General features: G+C 54.9%; 13 protein-coding genes and 3 pseudogenes. 7 read left to right on the top strand and 9 right to left on the bottom strand.

The window, feature by feature from the left end:
* Window positions 1-129 precede the first annotated feature (129 nt).
* The 4 genes from C1J03_RS15470 to C1J03_RS15455 form a co-directional block, all read right to left on the bottom strand.
* Entirely contained in the window at window positions 130-312 is a 183-nt protein-coding gene (locus C1J03_RS15470; RefSeq protein WP_114887406.1) for a hypothetical protein, read from the bottom strand.
* A gap of 217 nt (window positions 313-529) precedes the next feature.
* Window positions 530-811 carry an oligosaccharide flippase family protein gene (locus C1J03_RS15465; RefSeq protein WP_162798557.1) on the bottom strand — a complete coding sequence of 94 codons (282 nt, stop codon included), beginning with the start codon at window positions 809-811 and terminating at the stop codon, window positions 530-532.
* Between the two features lie 444 nt (window positions 812-1,255).
* Complete coding sequence (locus C1J03_RS15460) at window positions 1,256-2,455, bottom strand: glycosyltransferase family 4 protein (protein WP_114887404.1); 1,200 nt, start codon at window positions 2,453-2,455, stop codon at window positions 1,256-1,258.
* Window positions 2,452-3,612 (bottom strand): glycosyltransferase, encoded by a 1,161-nt coding sequence (locus tag C1J03_RS15455; protein ID WP_114887403.1) that lies wholly within the window; start codon window positions 3,610-3,612, stop codon window positions 2,452-2,454. The genes C1J03_RS15460 and C1J03_RS15455 overlap by 4 nt, the downstream gene beginning before the upstream one ends.
* Before the next feature lie 86 nt (window positions 3,613-3,698).
* Between C1J03_RS15455 and C1J03_RS15450 the strand changes: the two genes are divergently transcribed.
* Window positions 3,699-4,847, top strand: a complete 1,149-nt coding sequence (locus tag C1J03_RS15450) for a glycosyltransferase family 4 protein (protein WP_114887402.1) — start codon at window positions 3,699-3,701, stop codon at window positions 4,845-4,847.
* A gap of 39 nt (window positions 4,848-4,886) precedes the next feature.
* Here C1J03_RS15450 and C1J03_RS15445 read toward each other — a convergent pair whose 3' ends face one another.
* Both C1J03_RS15445 and C1J03_RS15440 read right to left on the bottom strand, forming a co-directional pair.
* Window positions 4,887-6,056 (bottom strand): glycosyltransferase, encoded by a 1,170-nt coding sequence (locus C1J03_RS15445; RefSeq protein ID WP_114887401.1) that lies wholly within the window; start codon window positions 6,054-6,056, stop codon window positions 4,887-4,889.
* Window positions 6,057-6,318: 262 nt separating this feature from the next.
* Window positions 6,319-7,290 (bottom strand): IS481 family transposase, encoded by a 972-nt coding sequence (locus C1J03_RS15440; RefSeq protein ID WP_114887400.1) that lies wholly within the window; start codon window positions 7,288-7,290, stop codon window positions 6,319-6,321.
* Window positions 7,291-7,649: 359 nt separating this feature from the next.
* On the opposite strand from C1J03_RS15440, the gene C1J03_RS15435 reads away from it, so the two are divergent.
* The 6 genes and pseudogenes from C1J03_RS15435 to C1J03_RS15410 all read left to right on the top strand — a co-directional run bounded on the left by C1J03_RS15435 (window position 7,650) and on the right by C1J03_RS15410 (window position 14,530).
* Window positions 7,650-8,309, top strand: a complete 660-nt coding sequence (locus C1J03_RS15435) for a sugar transferase (protein WP_302661604.1) — start codon at window positions 7,650-7,652, stop codon at window positions 8,307-8,309.
* Entirely contained in the window at window positions 8,299-9,777 is a 1,479-nt protein-coding gene (locus C1J03_RS15430) for an O-antigen ligase family protein (protein ID WP_114887398.1), read from the top strand. Before C1J03_RS15435 ends, C1J03_RS15430 begins: the two co-directional genes overlap by 11 nt.
* Window positions 9,778-9,937: 160 nt before the next feature.
* Window positions 9,938-10,996 (top strand): hypothetical protein, encoded by a 1,059-nt coding sequence (locus C1J03_RS15425; RefSeq protein WP_162798556.1) that lies wholly within the window; start codon window positions 9,938-9,940, stop codon window positions 10,994-10,996.
* A complete protein-coding gene (locus C1J03_RS15420; RefSeq protein ID WP_114887396.1) occupies window positions 10,993-11,913 on the top strand; it encodes an NAD-dependent epimerase/dehydratase family protein in 921 nt (306 codons plus the stop codon). Before C1J03_RS15425 ends, C1J03_RS15420 begins: the two co-directional genes overlap by 4 nt.
* Before the next feature lie 531 nt (window positions 11,914-12,444).
* Window positions 12,445-13,498: pseudogene (locus C1J03_RS15415) on the top strand (integrase core domain-containing protein).
* 255 nt (window positions 13,499-13,753) lie between these two features.
* Complete coding sequence (locus C1J03_RS15410; RefSeq protein ID WP_114887395.1) at window positions 13,754-14,530, top strand: glycosyltransferase family 25 protein; 777 nt, start codon at window positions 13,754-13,756, stop codon at window positions 14,528-14,530.
* A gap of 221 nt (window positions 14,531-14,751) precedes the next feature.
* Here C1J03_RS15410 and C1J03_RS15405 read toward each other — a convergent pair.
* The 3 genes and pseudogenes from C1J03_RS15405 to C1J03_RS15395 all read right to left on the bottom strand — a co-directional run.
* Window positions 14,752-15,270, bottom strand: a pseudogene (locus tag C1J03_RS15405) (transposase); the annotation flags it as partial.
* Between the two features lie 53 nt (window positions 15,271-15,323).
* Entirely contained in the window at window positions 15,324-16,538 is a 1,215-nt protein-coding gene (locus C1J03_RS15400; protein WP_114887394.1) for an IS256 family transposase, read from the bottom strand.
* A 69-nt stretch (window positions 16,539-16,607) separates the two neighbouring features.
* Window positions 16,608-17,342 (bottom strand): annotated as a pseudogene (locus C1J03_RS15395) (IS256 family transposase); the annotation flags it as partial.
* Window positions 17,343-18,517: the final 1,175 nt, after the last annotated feature.

Raw genomic sequence — 18,517 nt, 5'->3', positions numbered from 1 at the left:
ATCGAGATCATTTTCGGGTATCGTGCAGTTCTGAGAAACATGCCATTTCGTGCACTATTGTCAATATTTGAGGCGCTGATATCGCGGTCAATTTCGATTCAACTCGATTACCTGCAATACACGTTTTCGTTAATGGGCAAACATTAGCGCAAAATAGGATAATGCATCGATAACGATGGCGACCACAAGAGTGAGGGTCGGAACCAGATAAATCTTGAAGTGGCCCTGCGGGCCGAGCAAGATCGCTGCCACCAACGCCGCTGCCGCAATGAGCACGCTCACAGCGCGCAGGGTCTGGCCGGTCGATTTCAACGCCTGCAGACCGGCTCATGTTAGGTCAGCCGCAAGGCCACTGTTTCGATCTCGACCATCAAGATAGCCGCCAGACGACGTCTAAGCGTTGGCTCTGTGGGGCCGCGCCCCATGTGGCGAGAAGGCCCATGGACTTGATCATTTCCCCCACTTTCCAACCCAGCGTCACTTGTAGGCTGGTCAGGGCAAGGATGGCGAGGACCGGCCAAGCGTGCGCTCAGCTGTCACGGAAGGGGACCACCGTCATTAAAAGAGCCAAAGACGCGAGCCCAAGGGAGATAAGTGCCATCAAACCCATACTGTCCGCCACCGCGCTTAGATATACCCCCCTCAGCTGATCGGCCTTGTCGACCACAAGGGTAAGGGTAGGGAAGGTGGCCCGTGTCAGCGAACCGGAAACGGCAATGATCGCAATCTTGGGAATAGGCGCTGCCATGAAGTACAGGCCTAGAGCGCCGTCGCTCATTAAAATCAGGATTGCCAACTGGTGAGAGCGCATGTGCATCGCATAAAACGCGCTGGTTTAGACGATGTGGCTTCCGTAAGAGAGCAGAAGGGCTCCTGTTTCGCGCGAACGGCACGGGCTCGACGGAGGCCTTTCTGATTGCAGCCATAGCGAGACGCGACTGATCCGCATCGCGACAAGGAATCTCCATACCCCGAAGCCTGACAGCATCAACGCTGCCGCCACGACGGCCTTTGATTTTCCCTTAGAGATGGGGTACGTCCGCTGGGCGAGTTCTCATTCCTTCCCATTGATGGTTTTGCGAGGTATGGTCTTCGAAGTGCGTTCCGTCAGCATTCTTGCACGCAGCTCGGTTGAGATAGCGCCGACAACCGTAAAACGGAGTTGCTCGCATTTAGCTGCCCCCACTAGCTTGCAGCAGCTGCGTCTGAAAATCCGGCACGACTAGTTGCTCAGAGTTGTACTGCGTACTGGCCTCTATCTGCGCTCCTGCGGGTCGCGCTTGTCAAGACAGGCTAGCAATCGGGTCGCTAGCACATGCCAGCTGCGTTCCTCATCGAAAAGGCGGCGCGCGGCCAAGCCCATACCGTCGGCTGCTGCGGCATCTTCAAGAACGGCTCGGATCTCAGCTGCTAGGGACTGCGGCATGCCAGGTGCTGCGAGCCGTCCCGTAACGCCATGCTCAATCGCTTCGGTAAGCCCGCTGACAGAGGTCGCCACCACTGGACGACCCAAGCCCTGCGCCAGCGCCAGCGCTCCGCTGGCGGTGGCGTTGCGATAAGGAAACACTACTACTTCGGCGAGTGAAAGTAGCGGAGCCACAGCGTCGTTTGGCAGGTATTCGAACGCAAAAACCGTGCGCGAAGTGACACCCAGTTGCTCCGCCAGAGCTTGAATCGCGCGCGTGTCGAAGTTATTGCTTGGATAGCCGCAGATCACAAGTTTTAGATGATGCATATCGCCGAGCAATGAAAAGGCTTGGACTAGGTCATCGACCCCCTTGCTGGGGCGCAGAAGGCCAAAGAAAAGGACGATGCGATCTTTGGGCGACAGCCCTAACCGGTTCTGAACCGTCTCGACTGGTAGGTCCGAGCCGAGAAGGGCATGCTGTGGTGGATGGGGCAGTAGGCATGTCCGCGCAGGTATCGCATGGCGAGCCAGAAAATCGTCACGGATATTCTGCGACAGAAAGAAAATGGATGAGAATTGCCGGTAGGTCGCCGCAAACAGACGGTCTTCGACCCGGTGCCAGAAACCGGGTGTTTCGTCGCGTTTTTCAAACTCGTGACAGAGCTGAGTAAGGTCTATCCCGCTTGCGTGCAGGACCTTGAGGAAAATAGCCAGAAACGGAAAGCGCACGATGCTGAAGATCACGACGTCGGGCTTGGAGCGCAGCAGATACAGCGTTAGCCGACTCCATTCGCGCAACAGCACGAAGGCGCGCCAAGCCCGCCGGACCCGCCGTAGCAGTGGGTTTGCGCTACTCTGGTCGAACTGCGGCCAGAGTTTGAGTATGGGTCGGGCGCTGAACCGATGCGGTTGCGCTGCCAGCTCGTAATCGCTGCCGGTCACCAGCGTGACATCGGATCCCTCAGCGGCAAGGGCATCGGCCATATGATAGGCGAAATGAATAAGCCCGCCGCGTGCATCTGTTTCGACGATAGCAATTCGTTTCATCGTTTAATTCCGGGTTTCATCAGCGTATCATAAAGTGCAGAGAGCCTTGCAACCTGAGTTTCGATGGAAAACTCTATTTGTGCGCGGTCAAGAGCGCGCGCGCCCATAGCCAGACGTGTGGGGTCGTCACGAAGCACTCCTGCGATGGCGTCTGCCAGGGCAGGGACATTGTCGGGTGGCACGAGCTGCCCCTCATCATCGCCGATCATCTCGGGCAACCCGCCCACGTTGCTCGCGATCACTGGCAGCCGGCTCGCCATTGCCTCAATGACAACAGTTGGCAAGGCATCGGCCAGGGTCGGCAGAACAAAGACATCTGCAATTGCCAAAAGGTCGGGGATGTCGGTGCGGTAGCCTGTCATTAGGACGCGGTTCTCCAGGCCAGCGCGGGCGATCTGCCGGAGCAGCGCTTCTTTTTGTGCCCCATCACCGACTATGACTAGCTTTAGTCGGGGATGGGTTATGACCAGCCTATCCAACGCAGCGATCAGGCGGTCGAGGCCTTTCTCAGGGCGCAGAACCGCGACTGAGATCAGCACCGTATCGTCCTCAGCCAGACCAAGCCGATGGCGCAGCGCCGCGCGGACATGGAGAGGCGCTGCACCATAAGGGGCAAGGTCAATACCATTTGGCAAAACCGCAAGCGGGGCCCGGTCTAATCCCTGCGCCACAGCGTGCCGTTTTGATGCTTCGGTCAAGCAGATCACCCGGTCGCAGCAGCGGTTCATGAAGGCGTTACTAAGCCCGAAGCGCAAGGTCTCGCGGTCAAACCCTGTACCGGATTGATCGGTGTGCAGCGTCACTACGGAGGGGATGCCAAGGGTGCAGCGGGCCAGGCCTGATAGAATGATCGAGAACTGCAGATGGGCATGGATCAATCCGGGCTTGTCTGCGCGTAACGCCCAAAGAGCCGCGGCGATCTGGTCCGCGCGCTTGAGCTTGTCAATGGGCAGGCTGCGCACCGGCACACCATGATCCTTCAGCCGCTCCGCCTCTTGGTTGCCATCTTTGTTCTGCAGCGCGATGACCTGCACATCATACCCAACCTTGGCCAGGCCAGACAGTATTGGTGTCATAAGGCGCTCGGCTCCGCCATGACCCAAGCCATCGATCATGTGGATGATCCGTCCGCGACCCCGGGCTCTGCTTTTACTCATTCTGCTCTCTGCCCGATTTGGTTGCTTTTTGGGTCCAAGCCTGAAAGGAAGACTCGATTTGATAAGTATTGGGATTGCGAACCAGAATGTCCATTCTCTTTCAGGCGGATGTCGGTGCCGATCCGAATAGATCTCAGTCCTGCCTCATCGTATGTCTGTCGCGCGCTTTTGGTGGCGCGGATGTTCGCGTGATCCAGACCGCGCGGTGGTGTGAGGCGCATGGGCACCCCTACCTTGTCGCCGCCCTGTCCGGCTCGCAACTGCATCGCGATCTGGAGAAAGAGGGAATGAATGTGGAACCGCTCCGCCGCAAGAGGGGCGACCCACGGCTAATTCTGGATCTCGCGCGTCTGGCACGCGGACGAGCGGTGGTCGATCTTCACAACATGCAGTCGCAGATTTGGGGGGCGCTGGCGGCCGTTTTCGCACGAGTACCCAACCGAGTCGCAACGGTCCATTCCGTCTATCGCGCCACACATCCCGATCTGCCGCGCAAACAAATCCACGAGGGCGCGCTGAGGCTGTGCAATTGGGCGGGCTTTCGATTCATCGTGGTATCAACTTCTGTCGAAGCCTATCTAAAGGACGACATCTACATCCCAGCGCGGCGCGTGACCCTCAGTCGCAACGGCATCGATCCGCTGACGGAGACACCCGTCGCCTGCAATCTGCGGGCAGAGGCTGGCTGGCCAGAAGACACTTTCATTATTGGGGCCATCACGCGCCTAGACGTTATCAAGGGCCACCGGTTCCTATTCGAGGCGTTGCTGCAGTTAAGTGAAGAGAACAGGGCGCGTGCGCGGCTGTTTATCGTAGGTAAAGGGCCGGACGAGGCCGCGCTGCGGGCAGAGGTAGCGCGGCACGGGCTTGAGCATATCATCCATTTCGCCGGCTTCCGCATCGATATTCCTTGCATCCTTTCGGGGCTCGACCTGATGTGCCAGCCGTCGATCAGTGAAGGGTTGCCCTATTCAATACTCGAAGCCTGCAGGCAGGGCGTTCCGGTACTTTCATCTGATCTGCCGGGCATCGCGGCGGTGCTCGAACATGACAGGACAGCCTTCTTTGCGCCTCCAGCCTCTGTGGAGGCCATCACCCGTCTGCTCGACCTTTTGATCCCCGATGAGCCCAGGCGCAGGCGCGTCGCTGATGCTGCGCGGAAGTTAGTCGAAACCGAGTTCAGCGTCGATACCATGATTGAAAGCACGATGAGGGCCTATTCTGGCGAAGCTTAGAAACAGCTTTTGCTCCCTAATGGCCTTGCTTCTTAGGCATCAGCGCGGAGGCTTTTGCCAAATCGTGTGAGACTGCCCGCGCATTACATCATACATGGCCAGCAGCGCCGATACATTCCCCCTTAGGACGTGATAGGCAAGTGATGGCAGTCGAGCCTTTCTGCCTGAAATGCTGAAAAAATGGCCTGCTACACCAAGTCCCAATGCCGCGAGTTGCACTAACAAAGTCACGTCCATCAACACAGAGGCCTTTGGCCACATAACCACTGCCAGATTGGCTACGAAACCTGCTATCATGGGGATCGGTAAAAGCACTCTGAGTACTTTATGCGACAGCAAGGCCAGCAGTACCCGAGGCCGCCGTAAGGGCCAGACCTCGCGCGTACCCAGGAGCTTCAAACGCCCCGAATTGATCCGGCGTCGGCGGGTCGCTTCAAAGTTGGCGTCCGGGCTTGCCTCTTCGAGGCTTATTGCGTCAGGCGCAAAGCGCACGTTCAGCCCCTGCGCCAGCGAGACTAGAGTCATCCAGGCGTCGTCGTTGACCGTGCCAGGCGGGATCGGTCGCCAGTACTCTTGGCGGATCGACAGGATCTCGCCCACTGACGCCACGGTTGTGCCGAGGTCGCTTTCGCATTTACGGATGAAGGCCTCATAGCGCCAGTAGAGACCGTCGGCTTGGCCGACGCTGGAAGCCTTGGCCGGCTCCTCCAAGATTTTCTTGGCACCGCTGACCACTGCCACGCTGGGGTCGCGGAATTCTCTCGTGATGGCACCGATCGTTTCGGGCAAGTAAAAAGCGTTTGCGTCAGAGAAAAGCAGAATGTCACCTATGGCGCAATCCGCAGCACGATTCATCGCGGCGGATTTTCCTTGCCGCTCGGGCCGATGCATCACGTGAAGGGTCAAGCCTGGCAGGTCGAGCCCGCGCGCAATCTCAGCCGTGTGGTCATCAGAGCCGTCGCACACGAGGATGACCTCGACCGGCGCAGGCACGAGCTGCGCACAGTTGCGCAGTTTGTCAGCAATAACCCGTTCCTCGTTGAAGGCGCTAATAATCAGCGATACTCTATACGGGCCGTTACCGGCCGGGGCAGGGCGGCCCCGGCGAAGCCACCAGATAATGCCAAGCAACAGCGGGTATAGTACATAGTGGTAGAATTGTAAGCTCAGACAAATTAGTACAACCGCCTCGAGACAAGCCATGACCATCAAATTTTTCCCCCATGTCAGGATTATTCATTCTAAAAAGTAAATTGCAGTAGCGGATTGAACCAGATAGCGCGGGTCGCGCCAGATGTTCTTTGAAGGTCCTTATCTGGGGCAGAAAACAACCATTCGGTAACACAGCTCCATTGGGTGGGTGTCAGATGTCTAGCCTTAGGTGCGGATGTCCCAAAAAGGCTGCTGACCATTTGCTTGAACTACTTTCTGTGCTGCGGGCGCTAGCATTGCGCAGGTTCAATAGTTTGGCTTACCGGTCACATCCCGGACGGTAGTATGGCTGTTTCTTGAACAGACTGGGGTTAAGTTTGTGCCAGTCCTTCATCTCTTGCAAGGGCGTCTTGCTGCCTAGGGCTGACTGAGGAAGTTGCTGGTTATAGAGCCAGACATATCGATGCAGGGTGGCTTCTAGTTCCTCCCCAGATTGGAAGTGGTGGCTTTGCAAGACGTCCTCAATCCGGCCGTTAAATCGCTCGACCATGCCGTTGGTTTGCGGCGACATCGGTGGCGTCAGGCGGTGGTCGATTTCCAGTTCGACACAAAGCTTGTCGAACTCATGGTTGCCGGTTTGGGCGCGTTTACGCAGGCCAAAGAGACGGTCGGTGAATTCTTTTCCATTGTCCGTGAGTATGGTTCGGATGCGTATCGGGCAGGACCGCTCCAAATCCCGCAGAAAGCGACGCGCATTGGCCGCTGTCTTACTGTTGTAGACGCGGATAAAGACCCAGCGGGTGGCCCGGTCAATCGCGACAAACAGGTAGCGGCGGGACGTTTGGTCCGCCATTTGAGGCAGGTATTTCACATCGATGTGGATGTACCCTGGTTCATAAGCTTTAAAGCCACTGTGCTTGGGACGGGCCACCTTTCCCTTGAGATCACGCAGGTTGCCCACGCCGTGCCGTCGCAGACACCGATCCAAGCCCGAGCGTGACACATCCGGGTTCAGGAATTCCCGCACCACAGCCAGCAGGTCATCCAGCGAGACAAGCAGCGTCTTACGCAGCGCAACCGCGACAGCCTCCTGCGCCGGCGTCAGCGTCGTTTGCAGTCGATGAGCGGTATGGCTGCGGTCATGTACACTGTCGCGCTTGCGCCATTTCCAAACCGTCTGTTCAGTTGTGCCAAAACGCTCAGCTAGAACCCATGCGGGCCCATCGCCCGCCTGGATGGCAGCCCGTATCTTAGGCGTTGTTGTCGCCTGACTGTGAAGATTGATCAGCATTGGGCGTCCTCCCGGGCTTCCTCAAAAACCGATCTTGCAATGAAAAACGCAGAACGGCGAGGGTCTATGTGATCATCCGGGATGGAACACTTTCCTACCAGGTATGGCAGATGATCTGCCATATCATACAATTGGAGTGTTGGGCGGCTTTTAATTTTTCTATGATAAGTTGCATTTTTTATCAATTACCTACTAACCGTTGATAGGTTTCTCTCCTAGTGATATTTAAACGTTATTAGAAATTTTTTTATGGCGAATCAATCTAAATCGGACGGCAATTTTTTAGCAGTTACAGGCTGCGCTAAAATTTTCCAAGCTCTCCAATCACGATATTATATTTATATTTCGAGGGTGGATTTTTGAATAGTAAATTTTTTATTTCTGATGTTTTTGATGCTAGCGAAGCTGCTTCAATACCAGTTCTGACGCAAAGGCCAAGCAAAAGATTATTCGATGTTTTTTTAATTCTTCTCGCATCGCCTTTGGTTTTGCCGGCAGGCATCCTTATCGTGATGTTGATCAAACTCGATGGAGGGGGGGCTGCTCTGTTTGGTCATCGACGCTTTGGGCGTCGCGGTGAACCATTCAATTTACTAAAATTTCGGACGATGGTTGTTGGTGCTGAAGAATTGAAGCTGAAGCTACTGGATTTGAACGAGGCCGCCTGGCCGGATTTCAAAATAACGAATGATCCCAGGGTAACCCGCATTGGACGTTTTCTGCGCAAGACAAGTCTGGATGAATTGCCACAACTTTTGAATGTGCTGCGCGGAGAAATGTCGTTAATCGGGCCAAGGGCCAGTTCGGTACCATTGGAACGTTACGAAAACTGGCAGTTGCCTCGGCTTTCCGTTCTTCCCGGAATAGCGGGTCCAGCGCAGTTATTCCAGCGCAATGGCACGTTCAGCGACAGATGCAGGCTAGACCTTGAGTATATCGCGACCTCTAGCTTGTGGACCGATTTGCGTCTGTGCCTGCAGGTTGTCGGAAAAATCATTTTCGCCCCGGATGGCAAATAGGTTGGCTTGGGCGCATTACACCCCTGCTGCGTCAAATTTGCGGTTGATCGGGGTTTGCTTAGTTGTTGTGGGAGCCGTGGCTGCTGCGGCGATGGGAGGTGGTCTGGGAATGCTGGCCGCCCTCATAAGCGTACTTTTGCTGTTTGTTGTCTGCTTTGTTGCACCAAGTGCCGGGATTTGGCTGGCTTTTTTCAGCATTTTTACCAACAGTGCGCAGGTTTTGACCGCCACCTGGGGCTTCAGCAGCCTTACTGAGGCCCTGATCGTCATGCTTTTGACGATTTTTCTGCGTGATGTCATGAGCGGGCGAGGCTTCAACCGTTTTGTACTGCCTTTCGGAGCCGTTCTAATGCTTTGCAGCACATATCTTCTAGCGTCGGCAAGCTGGGCGCGGTTTTCCAACCTGGCGTTCGAGGGGGCATTCAATTTAGCCAAGACAGGGTTCGTTGCATTGCTCCTTGTTGCGTTGCTGACCGATCATCGTCGGATGGGGGCGGCAGTTGCAGGTGTCGTGGCGGGCCTTGGGCTTTTGGCCGCCATCACTGCGCTGCAATATACTCTAGGTCTTTACGATTTTGAGTTTTGGGGATTCGGGATAGCGACCTATCACCATATCTCTGGCGAAATTGACAGTTGGCGCATCGATGGCCCTATGACTGACCCGAACTACTACGCTCAAGTTCTGCTGATCGGCCTGCCTTTTGCTGTAATCGGGGCGGTTCGGGCAAACAACCGCTTCGCCTGGCTGATCCATATCATTGTGATCATGCTGAGCATCATGGCAGTGGCTCTGACCTATTCTCGCGGAGGGCTCGTGGCGATGACACTCATGGGACTGTTGTTCTTGTTGAGGCGGCGCGGGGTGGTGTTCCCGATGGTAATGCTGGTGTTGGTCGTTGGGTTGGGTTTTCTCGTCTCGACACTTTTTCACCTGTCTTATTTAGACCGCCTGAACGCGGCTGTCGGTGACGTGATCGTGATCGTGAACGGCGAAGGCTATATCCAAGACGAGGCGATTTCCGGCCGCCTGTCAGAGATGTTGGTAGCAGTGCATCTTTTTGCCGATCATCCCGTTTTTGGGGTAGGCTACGACCAATACGAGGCTCTCTATCAAAATACCGCGAACATCCACGGCCTGATGGCCCGCGGGCAGGACCGTCAGGCCCACAGCTTAATGCTTGAGATGCTCGCAGAACGGGGGTTGATCGGTATGCTGCTCTTTGCGCTGATCGTCTTGCCAGGGACTGTCCTTTGTTGGCAGATTGGAGGCTTCGGTCGGTCTAGCCACTCATTGATCGCCCGGGCGATCAACTATAGCCTTCTTGCCTATCTCGTGACATCAATTTTCCTTCACGACGCATTTCCAATTTATTTCTGGATGATTATTGCGTTTTCTTACGCAGTTCCTGGTGCGGCTGGAAAGATGATGCCGAATCTAGGCGAGCGCTCTGGTTTGGCGAGAGCGTAACGACAGACATTCATGATGACGGTAGAAGGTTTATTAAATAATGTACCAGGCAGATATCCAGAGACCGAAAGGCGGGGCAGAGTTTCAGGCCCTTAGGTACTTGTGGGACCTAAGGTGGCTTGTTTTTGTGGTGGCCGTTGTAAGTGGTGGATTGGCATTTATGATACACAGGCAGACGCCGCCCGTCTACAAATCTGAAGGATCACTGATCTTTCGTTTCGACAAAGAATATTTCCCGAATGTCGTGGTGAGCAATACTTGGAAGGGTGAGCCCATTCGCTTATTCGTTGACGAGGCGATTCATACGGAGATGGAGATCCTGAGCAGCCGCCGGGTGCTGGTGGCAGCGGAGCAGTCGGCGAAGACAGGGGTAGCACCCGCTGCCCTTCGCCAAAACCTTGATATCAAGCGGATCGACGGGACCTATGTCGTTAATGTAAGCTTCCTCGACAAAGACCCCATGCGGGCAACGCATTTCGTCAAGATTATGTTCGAAACCTATCTGTTGGAACGTCAAGCGATATTGGACATCGATGCTAGTGGTGCGTTGTTCGATGCAAAAACGCGTATGGGTGAGGAACTAACACGCGCCCGTGCGGCAGTCGCGGCCTTCAAGGAAGAGAATGGTTTTTATGATTATGGTAGGCAGACCGAAGCCCTGATCGAGCGGCAAAGGACGCTCGGTGCCGCGGCAGCGGGGACGCAACCCGCGCCTGGAGCCGGGCGAAATGGGTGGACTGTGGCGCAGGAGATTGCGCGGCTTGAGGGGCTCAATCAGAAGCTAGCGCGTCTTGAGCTGGACGTTGAGATCTTTGAGACCAGCCTGCGCAATATCGCGCAACTCGCAGAAGAAGCGCAGCTTTCAGTCGATCTGCGTGCGAGTCGCGGTCCCGCGATAAAGATTCTTGACGCCCCTGCAGCCAATCCTGATCCAGTGGGCCTGTCTGTTATGGTTCAGACCATATTGGGTGCCGTTTCGGGCGGCATCGGCATCGCAATGCTGATTTTTTTAGCCAGATGGGTGCCAACACTGCTTGCACCGCAAGCAGCGGGCAAACCAGAAGCAGAGGGCGCGTCAGAAGAAGTGTTAAAGCAGGACTTGCTCGAACAGTTCGAAGAAGCGCTCCTCGCGCTCAGCAAGAAGGCCAAGGTCGACCATAACGACTTGGAAGAGCCCGTGATGGCTCGCGGCTTAGATCCTGCGGGGCGACCCTCATGAGGGTCTTGGTTACAGGAGGTTGCGGCTTTGTCGGCAGCCATCTCTGCACGGCCCTCGCGGCGCGCGGGGACGATGTTACTGTGCTGGACAATCTCAGCACGGGCAAGCGCTCCAACCTTGTGGCCGGGGCGCGCCTGGTCGAGGGCAGCGTTGCCGATCCGCATGCCTTGGCAAATGCCATGGAGGGAGCCGAGGGGGTGTTTCATCTGGCTGCGGCCGCCTCTGTCCAGCTTTGCAACGAATCCTGGCGCGAGAGTCATGTGACAAACCAAACGGGCACGGTCACCGTGCTCGAGGCCGCGCGCGACGCAGGCCGCGTGCCCGTTGTCTACACGTCGTCGGCTGCGATCTACGGCAATGTCGAGGTGGTCCCGATCCTGGAAACCTGTCTACCAGCGCCGACCTCGGCTTATGGCGTGGACAAGCTGGGCTCTGAATTGCATTCAAATGTTGGCCAGACACTGCACGGTCTGCGCACCGTGGGTCTGCGCCCGTTCAACATCTACGGTCCAGGACAGGACCCCCATTCGCCTTATTCCGGTGTGATCACGGTTTTTGCCGACAGGATCGGACGGGGTGCACCCTTTATCGTAAATGGCGACGGCAAGCAGACACGTGATTTCATTTATGTCGGTGATGCTGTGCGGTTCTTTCTGGCCGCCATGAGCCTCGAAAACACTGCGCCGTCTGTCTACAATGTAGCTACGGGCATCCAGACGAGTTTGCTGGAACTTATTGCGGCGCTGAGTCAGGTGACCGGCCGTAAGCCAGTCTTTTCGCACGGCCCCGCGCGCGATGGGGATATCCGAAATTCATGCGGGTCAACAGTGCAGGCTAAGAGTGATCTGGGTATAAGTGCCCGGACGTCTCTTTTGGAGGGGCTGCATCGGACTTTTGAGTATCAGAGCAATCCGTAAGTACAGAAATCGGCGGTCTGGAGCGGGGCAGCAGCACCACGGTAACCCTATGCGAGTATCCAGCGTTGTGGCCTACGTGCCCACATGAGTATCCGTGTTGGTCAAGGAGCTTCCTGGGTCCATTTTTATTTTCAGGTATCAGAGCTTTGGCGAAGAAAAGTAGCTTTCGCATGATCGCTGTGGTTACATTTTTAGCGGGCTTTCTTTGTGCGGCGTACTTCGAGGTAAAGCCTTGAGAAAATTGAACAATAGAAAAATCCAACGAAGGCGAACGTAGCGCACGGCACTGGGCAAGCAAGCAAAGCAATCAAACCAAACATCGGAATGCGCCAGCCCTTTTCTTACATGCACTGTTAGGCATTGGCCGAATATGTGTTCGGGCAGCAGGCTAACGAAATAGGCGACACCATAGTGAAAACGATTGGTCTGGTTTGGGACTAGGTGTTCCATCCCGGATGATCACATAGACCCTCGCCGTTCTGCGTTTTTCATTGCAAGATCGGTTTTTGAGGAAGCCCGGGAGGACGCCCAATGCTGATCAATCTTCACAGTCAGGCTACGCCAACACCTAAGATAAGGGCGGAAATTCAAGCGAGCGACGAACCCGCATGGGTTCTGGCTGAACGGTTTGGCATCACCGAACAGACAGTCTGGAAGTGGCGCAAGCGTGACAGTGTACATGACCGCAGCCATACCGCTCATCGACTGCAAACGACGCTGACGCCGGTGCAGGAGGCCGTCGCAGTTGCGCTGCGCAAGACGCTGCTTGTCTCACTGGATGACTTGCTCGCGGTGGTGCGGGAGTTCCTGAACCCGGATGTCTCGCGCTCCGGACTGGATCGGTGCCTGCGGCGGCACGGCGTAGGCAACCTGCGTGATCTCAAGGGAAAGGTGGCCCGCCCCAAGCACAGCGGCTTCAAGGCTTATGAGCCGGGATACATCCACATTGATGTGAAGTACCTGCCTCACCCTCTCGGGACATCGCTGCGCGATACCCTGACGGGCAGTGAATGGCGGATCAAACGTCCCGCCGCCACCTGTTTGTCGCGATTGACCGGGCCACCCGCTGGGTCTTTATCCGCGTCTACAACACCAAGACGGCAGCCAATGCGCGCCGCTTTCTGCGTGACTTGGAGCGGTCCTGCCCGATACGCATCCGAACCATACTCACCCCCTCTCGGGACATTGCTGCGCAATACCCTGCCGGGCAATGGACAATGGAAAAGAATTCACCGACCGCCTTTTTGGTCTGCGCAAACGCGCCCAAACTGGGAAACATGAGTTCGACAAGCTTTGTGTCGAACTGGAAATCGACCACCGCCTGACGCCACCGATGTCGCCGCAAACCAACGGCATGGTCGAGCGATTTAACGGCCGGATTGAGGACGTCTTGCAAAGCCACCACTTCCAATCTGGGGAGGAACTAGAAGCCACCCTGCATCGATATGTCTGGCTCTATAACCAGCAACTTCCTCAGTCAGCCCTAGGCAGCAAGACGCCCTTGCAAGAGATGAAGGACTGGCACATACTCAAACCGGAGTTGTTCAAGAAACAGCCATACTACCGTCCGGGATGTGACATCTAGCGAGGTGTGGGTCAGCGATCACTCACGACAACCGTAAATTCAGTGCAGCCTTAGATATGCAAAAATAGCGATGCTCTGTTCATAATCAATTTGTCCTTTGTAAGCAAATGACGCCTACTTATGGGGGAGTTATTTCCACACGTGTCGGTTCCGTAGTGCATCTTTGCAATTGAATTTCATTGGGGGTAAGTTTTTCGAAAGAGCAGGAGTGGTTTTTTGACTTACGCGTCACCCCCAATATGATGAAATAGAACAATGTTTATTATTCGTAAAATTCGACGGATTCGGAATAGAATACTCGGAATATTTAATTTCTGGCCTGTTTCGAGCTTGAATAACACTTGGCTTCGCAGTGTCCCCTATTTCTGTATTAGCATGCAGGTAAGCCAGAAACGTCGACGCCTTTTATCCCGACAGGTGAGCTCACTGTCTCTTTCGGACTTTCGGTTTGTGGATGCCACCGTAGGTTCAGATTTGGATTTGTCCAAATTGGTCGAAGATGGTCTGTACGATGACGAAAAAGCCCGACATTACCATGATCGCCCTCTTACACCCGGCGAAATCGGCCTTAGTCTGACGCATGCAAGAATATACAAGATGATAGTGGATAGTGACTTGGATGAGGCAGTGATACTTGAAGACGATGTACTGTTTCTACCAAGGAATTTAGACACCTTACGCCGGTCAAGTATTCCTCCTGACTTCGACGTGTTGTTTTTTCATGCGGAATTGAGCGAAGATCCGCCTCGCGGACATTTCTGCGACCAGATCTTTTCTGACGATTCATACGTGGCTTCAAGCGTCGCATACTTAGTCTCACGAAAGGGCGCTCGAAAACTCCTGGCTGCAGCTTTACCGGTTGCGCACGCTTCCGACGGATTTCTTGGTCGCGCGATGAAATGGGACAGAGATAACGCCCATCGTTTTCGCCAACAGGGGGTTGCAATCCAGTTGTCCAGCTACATTATACATCCGCCTGGCGTGTTGAACGGCTCTAGTTGTAACTTTATCAAAAGTACCATTGCGGATTAGGGCTAGGACTCTTAGTAAAAATATTAGGGTGGCCGCGTGAGCTATGGCCGAGATGACCAGTTTGAGGCTGCAGCCGTAACATGTAGCGATGCTTCGGCAGTGCTTAAGCATGCGGAATATGCTTTTGATTTTGTAGTTTCGTATTTTGTGGTTTGGAATGGTCTGTTCGCGAGAGTTCCGTGAAGGAGTTATTGTCAAATCTGGTGTTTAAGGGTTTCTGGTCATGCGGCGATCTGGCTGTTTTCAGTGGCTTCAATTCCGTCTTTGAATGCGACGCCGGTGATGACTTTGGCGAGGTAGTCAAAGCCGCGTAGTTTCCTCCAGTTTTGCTCGGCGCATTGCCCCAGCTTGAACATCATGTGCAGCATGCCGTCGCGTGAGAGGCAGCCCTTTGATCGTTTGGTGCGATGACGGATCGTGGCAAAGGCGGTTTCAATTGGATTACTGGTGCGGATGCTTTGCCAGTGTTGTGCTGGAAAGTCGAAGAATGCCATGAGTTCCTCGCGGTCCTTTTGCAGGCACAGCGTCGCCTTGGGGTATTTGGGTTCGTAGGTTTTGATGAACAAATCTAAGGCCTTGCCCGCATCACCTTTGGTCTCAGCCTGCCAGATGTTGTGGATCGCAGCTTTGGCCTTTGGCTGAGACAGCTTGGGCAAACAGTTGAGCACATTCATAGTTTTGTGTTGCCAACAGCGTTGATGACGGGTCTCAGGATAGACTTCATCTATGGCGGCCCAGAACGGGAGTATCCGAAACTCTGTGTATGAGGCTCAGCCCATGCAGTTGAAACGGGTCATATGTTGAACCGTTCTGGGTATAGGATAGCGAACTGGTTCCGTGCAGCAACCCATTCTCTGACGGCCCTGCCAGTTTTCTCGAAGCTGCGTATCGCTAGGTAAATCAGCTTTGTCGCGGCGTCATCTGTCGGAAAGCTGCCGCGTGTTTTGGTAGTTTTGCGGATGACGCGGTTAAGGCTTTCGATGGCGTTGGTAGTGTAGATGATTTTGCGCACCGCTGGCGGGAAGGCGAAGAACGGTATGACCTCCTGCCATGCGCGCCGCCAGCTTGGGGCGATTGAGGGGTATTTCGGGCCCCATTCCGCCTCGAAAACAGCCAGTGCCTTCTCGGCCTCGACATCATCCGTGGCCTGATAAACCCGCTTCAGATCTTTGGCGACATTCTTGCGGTCCTTCCAACCACAGAAGTTCAGGGAATGGCGCACAAGGTGCACGATGCAGGTCTGGACGGTCGTATCAGGGAAGGCTGCATTGATGGCATCAGGGAAGCCCTTGAGGCCGTCAACCACAGCGATGAGGATGTCCTCAACTCCGCGATTGCGCAGGTTGTTCATCACAGAGAGCCAGAATTTGGCCCCTTCGTTGTTGGCAACCCATAGCCCCAAAACCTCACGTTCGCCCTCAGGAGTGACCCCCAGGGCCACATAAACGGCCTTGTTTTTGACCTGACGGCTTTCGGCATCGCGGATTTTGACCCGAAGCGCATCAAGAAAAACGATCGGATACATCGGTTCCAAGGCGCGGTTTTGCCAGTCCGACACCTCCTCCAGAACGGCATCCGTGACACGGCTGATAAGATCGGCTGACACCTTCAGGCCGTAGACCTCCTCAAGGTGGGCCCGGATGTCGCGGGTCGATAATCCGGCTGCATAGAGGCCAATGATCTTGTCATCCATGCCGTCAATGCGGGTCTGTCCCTTCTTGATCAGCTCAGGCTCAAAACTGCCCTCACGGTCGCGGGGCACATCAATCGGCAGCGCCCCATCATTGCCCTTCAACGTCTTGCGCGACGTGCCATTGCGACGGTTACTCTGCTGGTTCGCGGGTTGGGTGTCCGACGCATAGCCGAGATGTTCGGTCAGTTCCGCGCCCAACATCCGCTCCATCAGGCGAACCTTGAGCTCCTTCATCAAGCCCTGATCGCCCAGCAAATCATCCGCGTTCTTAACGCCGTTAAGCAGCTCGTCTAAAACTTCCTTGGAAATCGTCATTGTCGTCATGCTCCTTCGTTGGTGAAGCATGGGCCAAATTACTCATACACAGAAGATCGGACACTCTCCCCAGAACCCCATGGCACCATCTCCAATAGCAAGTTTCGGGGCGTTCATTCCCCGGCTTTTGAGGCTGAGGAGAGCCTCGCGCCAGCTCTGCGTGGACTCGCGCACCCCGTCCTCAATAGCCAAGAACCGCTTCTTGCCACGGGCTGTTACCCCCACAATCACAAGGGCGCAGAGCTTGTCATCCTCGCCCCGAAGGCCGCTGTGGACACCGTCAGCCCAGATGTAGACCAAGGGCTCATCGTCCAACGCTGCCTTTCTCCACTCGCCGTATTCGTTGGCCCAATCGCGCTTGAGCCGTGAGACCGTATTTGCCGACAATCCCGCCGCATCAGGGCCCAGAAGAACCTTGAGAGCCGAGCCCATTTCACCGCTGGAGATGCCCTTCAGATACAGCCATGGCAAGGCCGCTTCCAACGTTTTGGTTCTGCGCACGTACGGTGGCACCAGGGCCGAATGGAATGTCACGGGCTGGCCGTTTTTTGAGCGAACCTTGGGAATGCGCACGTTCACGGGGCCGATGCCCGTTTGGAACGGGCGCTCGGGATGATGCCCATTGCGCACAACAGTCGCATGACCGGCCTCAGTGCGCGCGGTGGTAAACTGAGACAGATAGCTTTCAAGCTCAGCTTCAACGGCTGTTGCGATCAATTGCTGCGCTCCTGTTCTCAATAAATCCGTCAGCGCGTCCGTGATCCCGTCTCGACGCGAAAAATCAACAATGTTAGTCGTTTCCATGGCGGTGTATCTCCTTCGGTTGGGCTGCTGTCTCGCAACAACAAATCAACCAGATACGCCGCCAACCTTCAAATCCCCCAAACACCAGATTTAGTCATAGCTCTCCGTGAAGGGGCATGCGGCTTAATTTCGATGCGTTTCAAACTGTTGCGAAAACAATTTGCATCATAGCCGCGATCTGCAAACAGCCAACCGGCCTGCGGAAACGCTGCCATCAAAGCTGGTACGCTGATTTAGTTGCTGACGTTTCCAGCCGTCAAGAACATCCGGATTAGCGGCTAACTGGATCAGTCATGGCGTGCAATTTGGAGTTCAAGCCACCTTTGGTTAGGCCGTTCAAGCGGCCTTTCTTTTCCCCTTTTTAGGCGGAGGCTAGACGCTTTGCGAATTACTTTCACTTTGGTCGCATCAATATTTAGCAAATCGGTTTGAATGCCGCTCAGTGCCAGTTCGAACAGAACTCAGGGAAACATGCCCGTTCGGCTCCACCTTACGAATCTGTTGTCGAGCTTAGTAGGCGGGCCATTAGCGCATCCGCAAGCCAGAAAAGGTTGCTCATTTCATCACGCCATTTCTAGAGCGGTGATTCAGGCGTTCACCGCAAAATCAACGGATCCTGAACCTTCTGTATTTGACATCTGCTATTGGTTTTGTATCGCCGGCCTTGAAGAGGGTCCGTGGTGGGCCGATATATGGCGATTGAGCCACGTTATTTGGCTATGTTTCCTAACTTGCTAGCACCGTCTCTCTTTTCATAGCACTCGAACAGTTGATTGTTGCCAATCAGGACCACTTCCTAGGAGTAAGAAAGTACGAAAAGGTTATCACAAGAGGCCATCATTGTTATCGATGTCTCGTGCGATTCGTTGGACATCATGTGCTGCCAGACGGTCTACCAGAGCGCGTGCCGAATACGGCTAGAGGTCATGCGCAATTGACTGACATAGCGTCCAATCCCGGCGCGATCGTTTGCTTTGAGGCACCCGGCGCGCAGGAATGACGATTTTTGGCAGCACTTAGACGGCCGCAATTTAATACCGCCAACGACCTCCTGCGTAAATCAAAGCCTTTGCCGGCTGCCGAGGATTACGTGCAAGGCAGATAGAATTGACACAAAACTGACCGCGTGTTTCGCAGTCTTCAGGCTAGACGCTGTGCGCAAACGACCCACACAA

Origin of the sequence: Sulfitobacter sp. SK012 (genome assembly GCF_003352085.1) — a bacterium.
Classification (GTDB): Bacteria; Pseudomonadota; Alphaproteobacteria; order Rhodobacterales; family Rhodobacteraceae; genus Sulfitobacter.
This window is presented reverse-complemented; position numbering and strand designations above follow the sequence as displayed.

What these genes read in the sequence shown, in the direction of transcription:
- C1J03_RS15445 (WP_114887401.1), bottom strand. Translation starts at nt 6,056, where the DNA reads ATGGTCATGGCTTGTCTCGAGGCGGTTGTACTAATTTGTCTGAGCTTA.
- C1J03_RS15465 (WP_162798557.1), bottom strand. Translation starts at nt 811, where the DNA reads ATGCGCTCTCACCAGTTGGCAATCCTGATTTTAATGAGCGACGGCGCT.
- C1J03_RS15455 (WP_114887403.1), bottom strand. Translation starts at nt 3,612, where the DNA reads ATGAGTAAAAGCAGAGCCCGGGGTCGCGGACGGATCATCCACATGATC.
- C1J03_RS15440 (WP_114887400.1), bottom strand. Translation starts at nt 7,290, where the DNA reads ATGCTGATCAATCTTCACAGTCAGGCGACAACAACGCCTAAGATACGG.
- C1J03_RS15425 (WP_162798556.1), top strand. Translation starts at nt 9,938, where the DNA reads ATGATACACAGGCAGACGCCGCCCGTCTACAAATCTGAAGGATCACTG.
- C1J03_RS15420 (WP_114887396.1), top strand. Translation starts at nt 10,993, where the DNA reads ATGAGGGTCTTGGTTACAGGAGGTTGCGGCTTTGTCGGCAGCCATCTC.
- C1J03_RS15410 (WP_114887395.1), top strand. Translation starts at nt 13,754, where the DNA reads ATGTTTATTATTCGTAAAATTCGACGGATTCGGAATAGAATACTCGGA.
- C1J03_RS15400 (WP_114887394.1), bottom strand. Translation starts at nt 16,538, where the DNA reads ATGACGATTTCCAAGGAAGTTTTAGACGAGCTGCTTAACGGCGTTAAG.
- C1J03_RS15430 (WP_114887398.1), top strand. Translation starts at nt 8,299, where the DNA reads ATGGCAAATAGGTTGGCTTGGGCGCATTACACCCCTGCTGCGTCAAAT.
- C1J03_RS15450 (WP_114887402.1), top strand. Translation starts at nt 3,699, where the DNA reads ATGTCCATTCTCTTTCAGGCGGATGTCGGTGCCGATCCGAATAGATCT.
- C1J03_RS15460 (WP_114887404.1), bottom strand. Translation starts at nt 2,455, where the DNA reads ATGAAACGAATTGCTATCGTCGAAACAGATGCACGCGGCGGGCTTATT.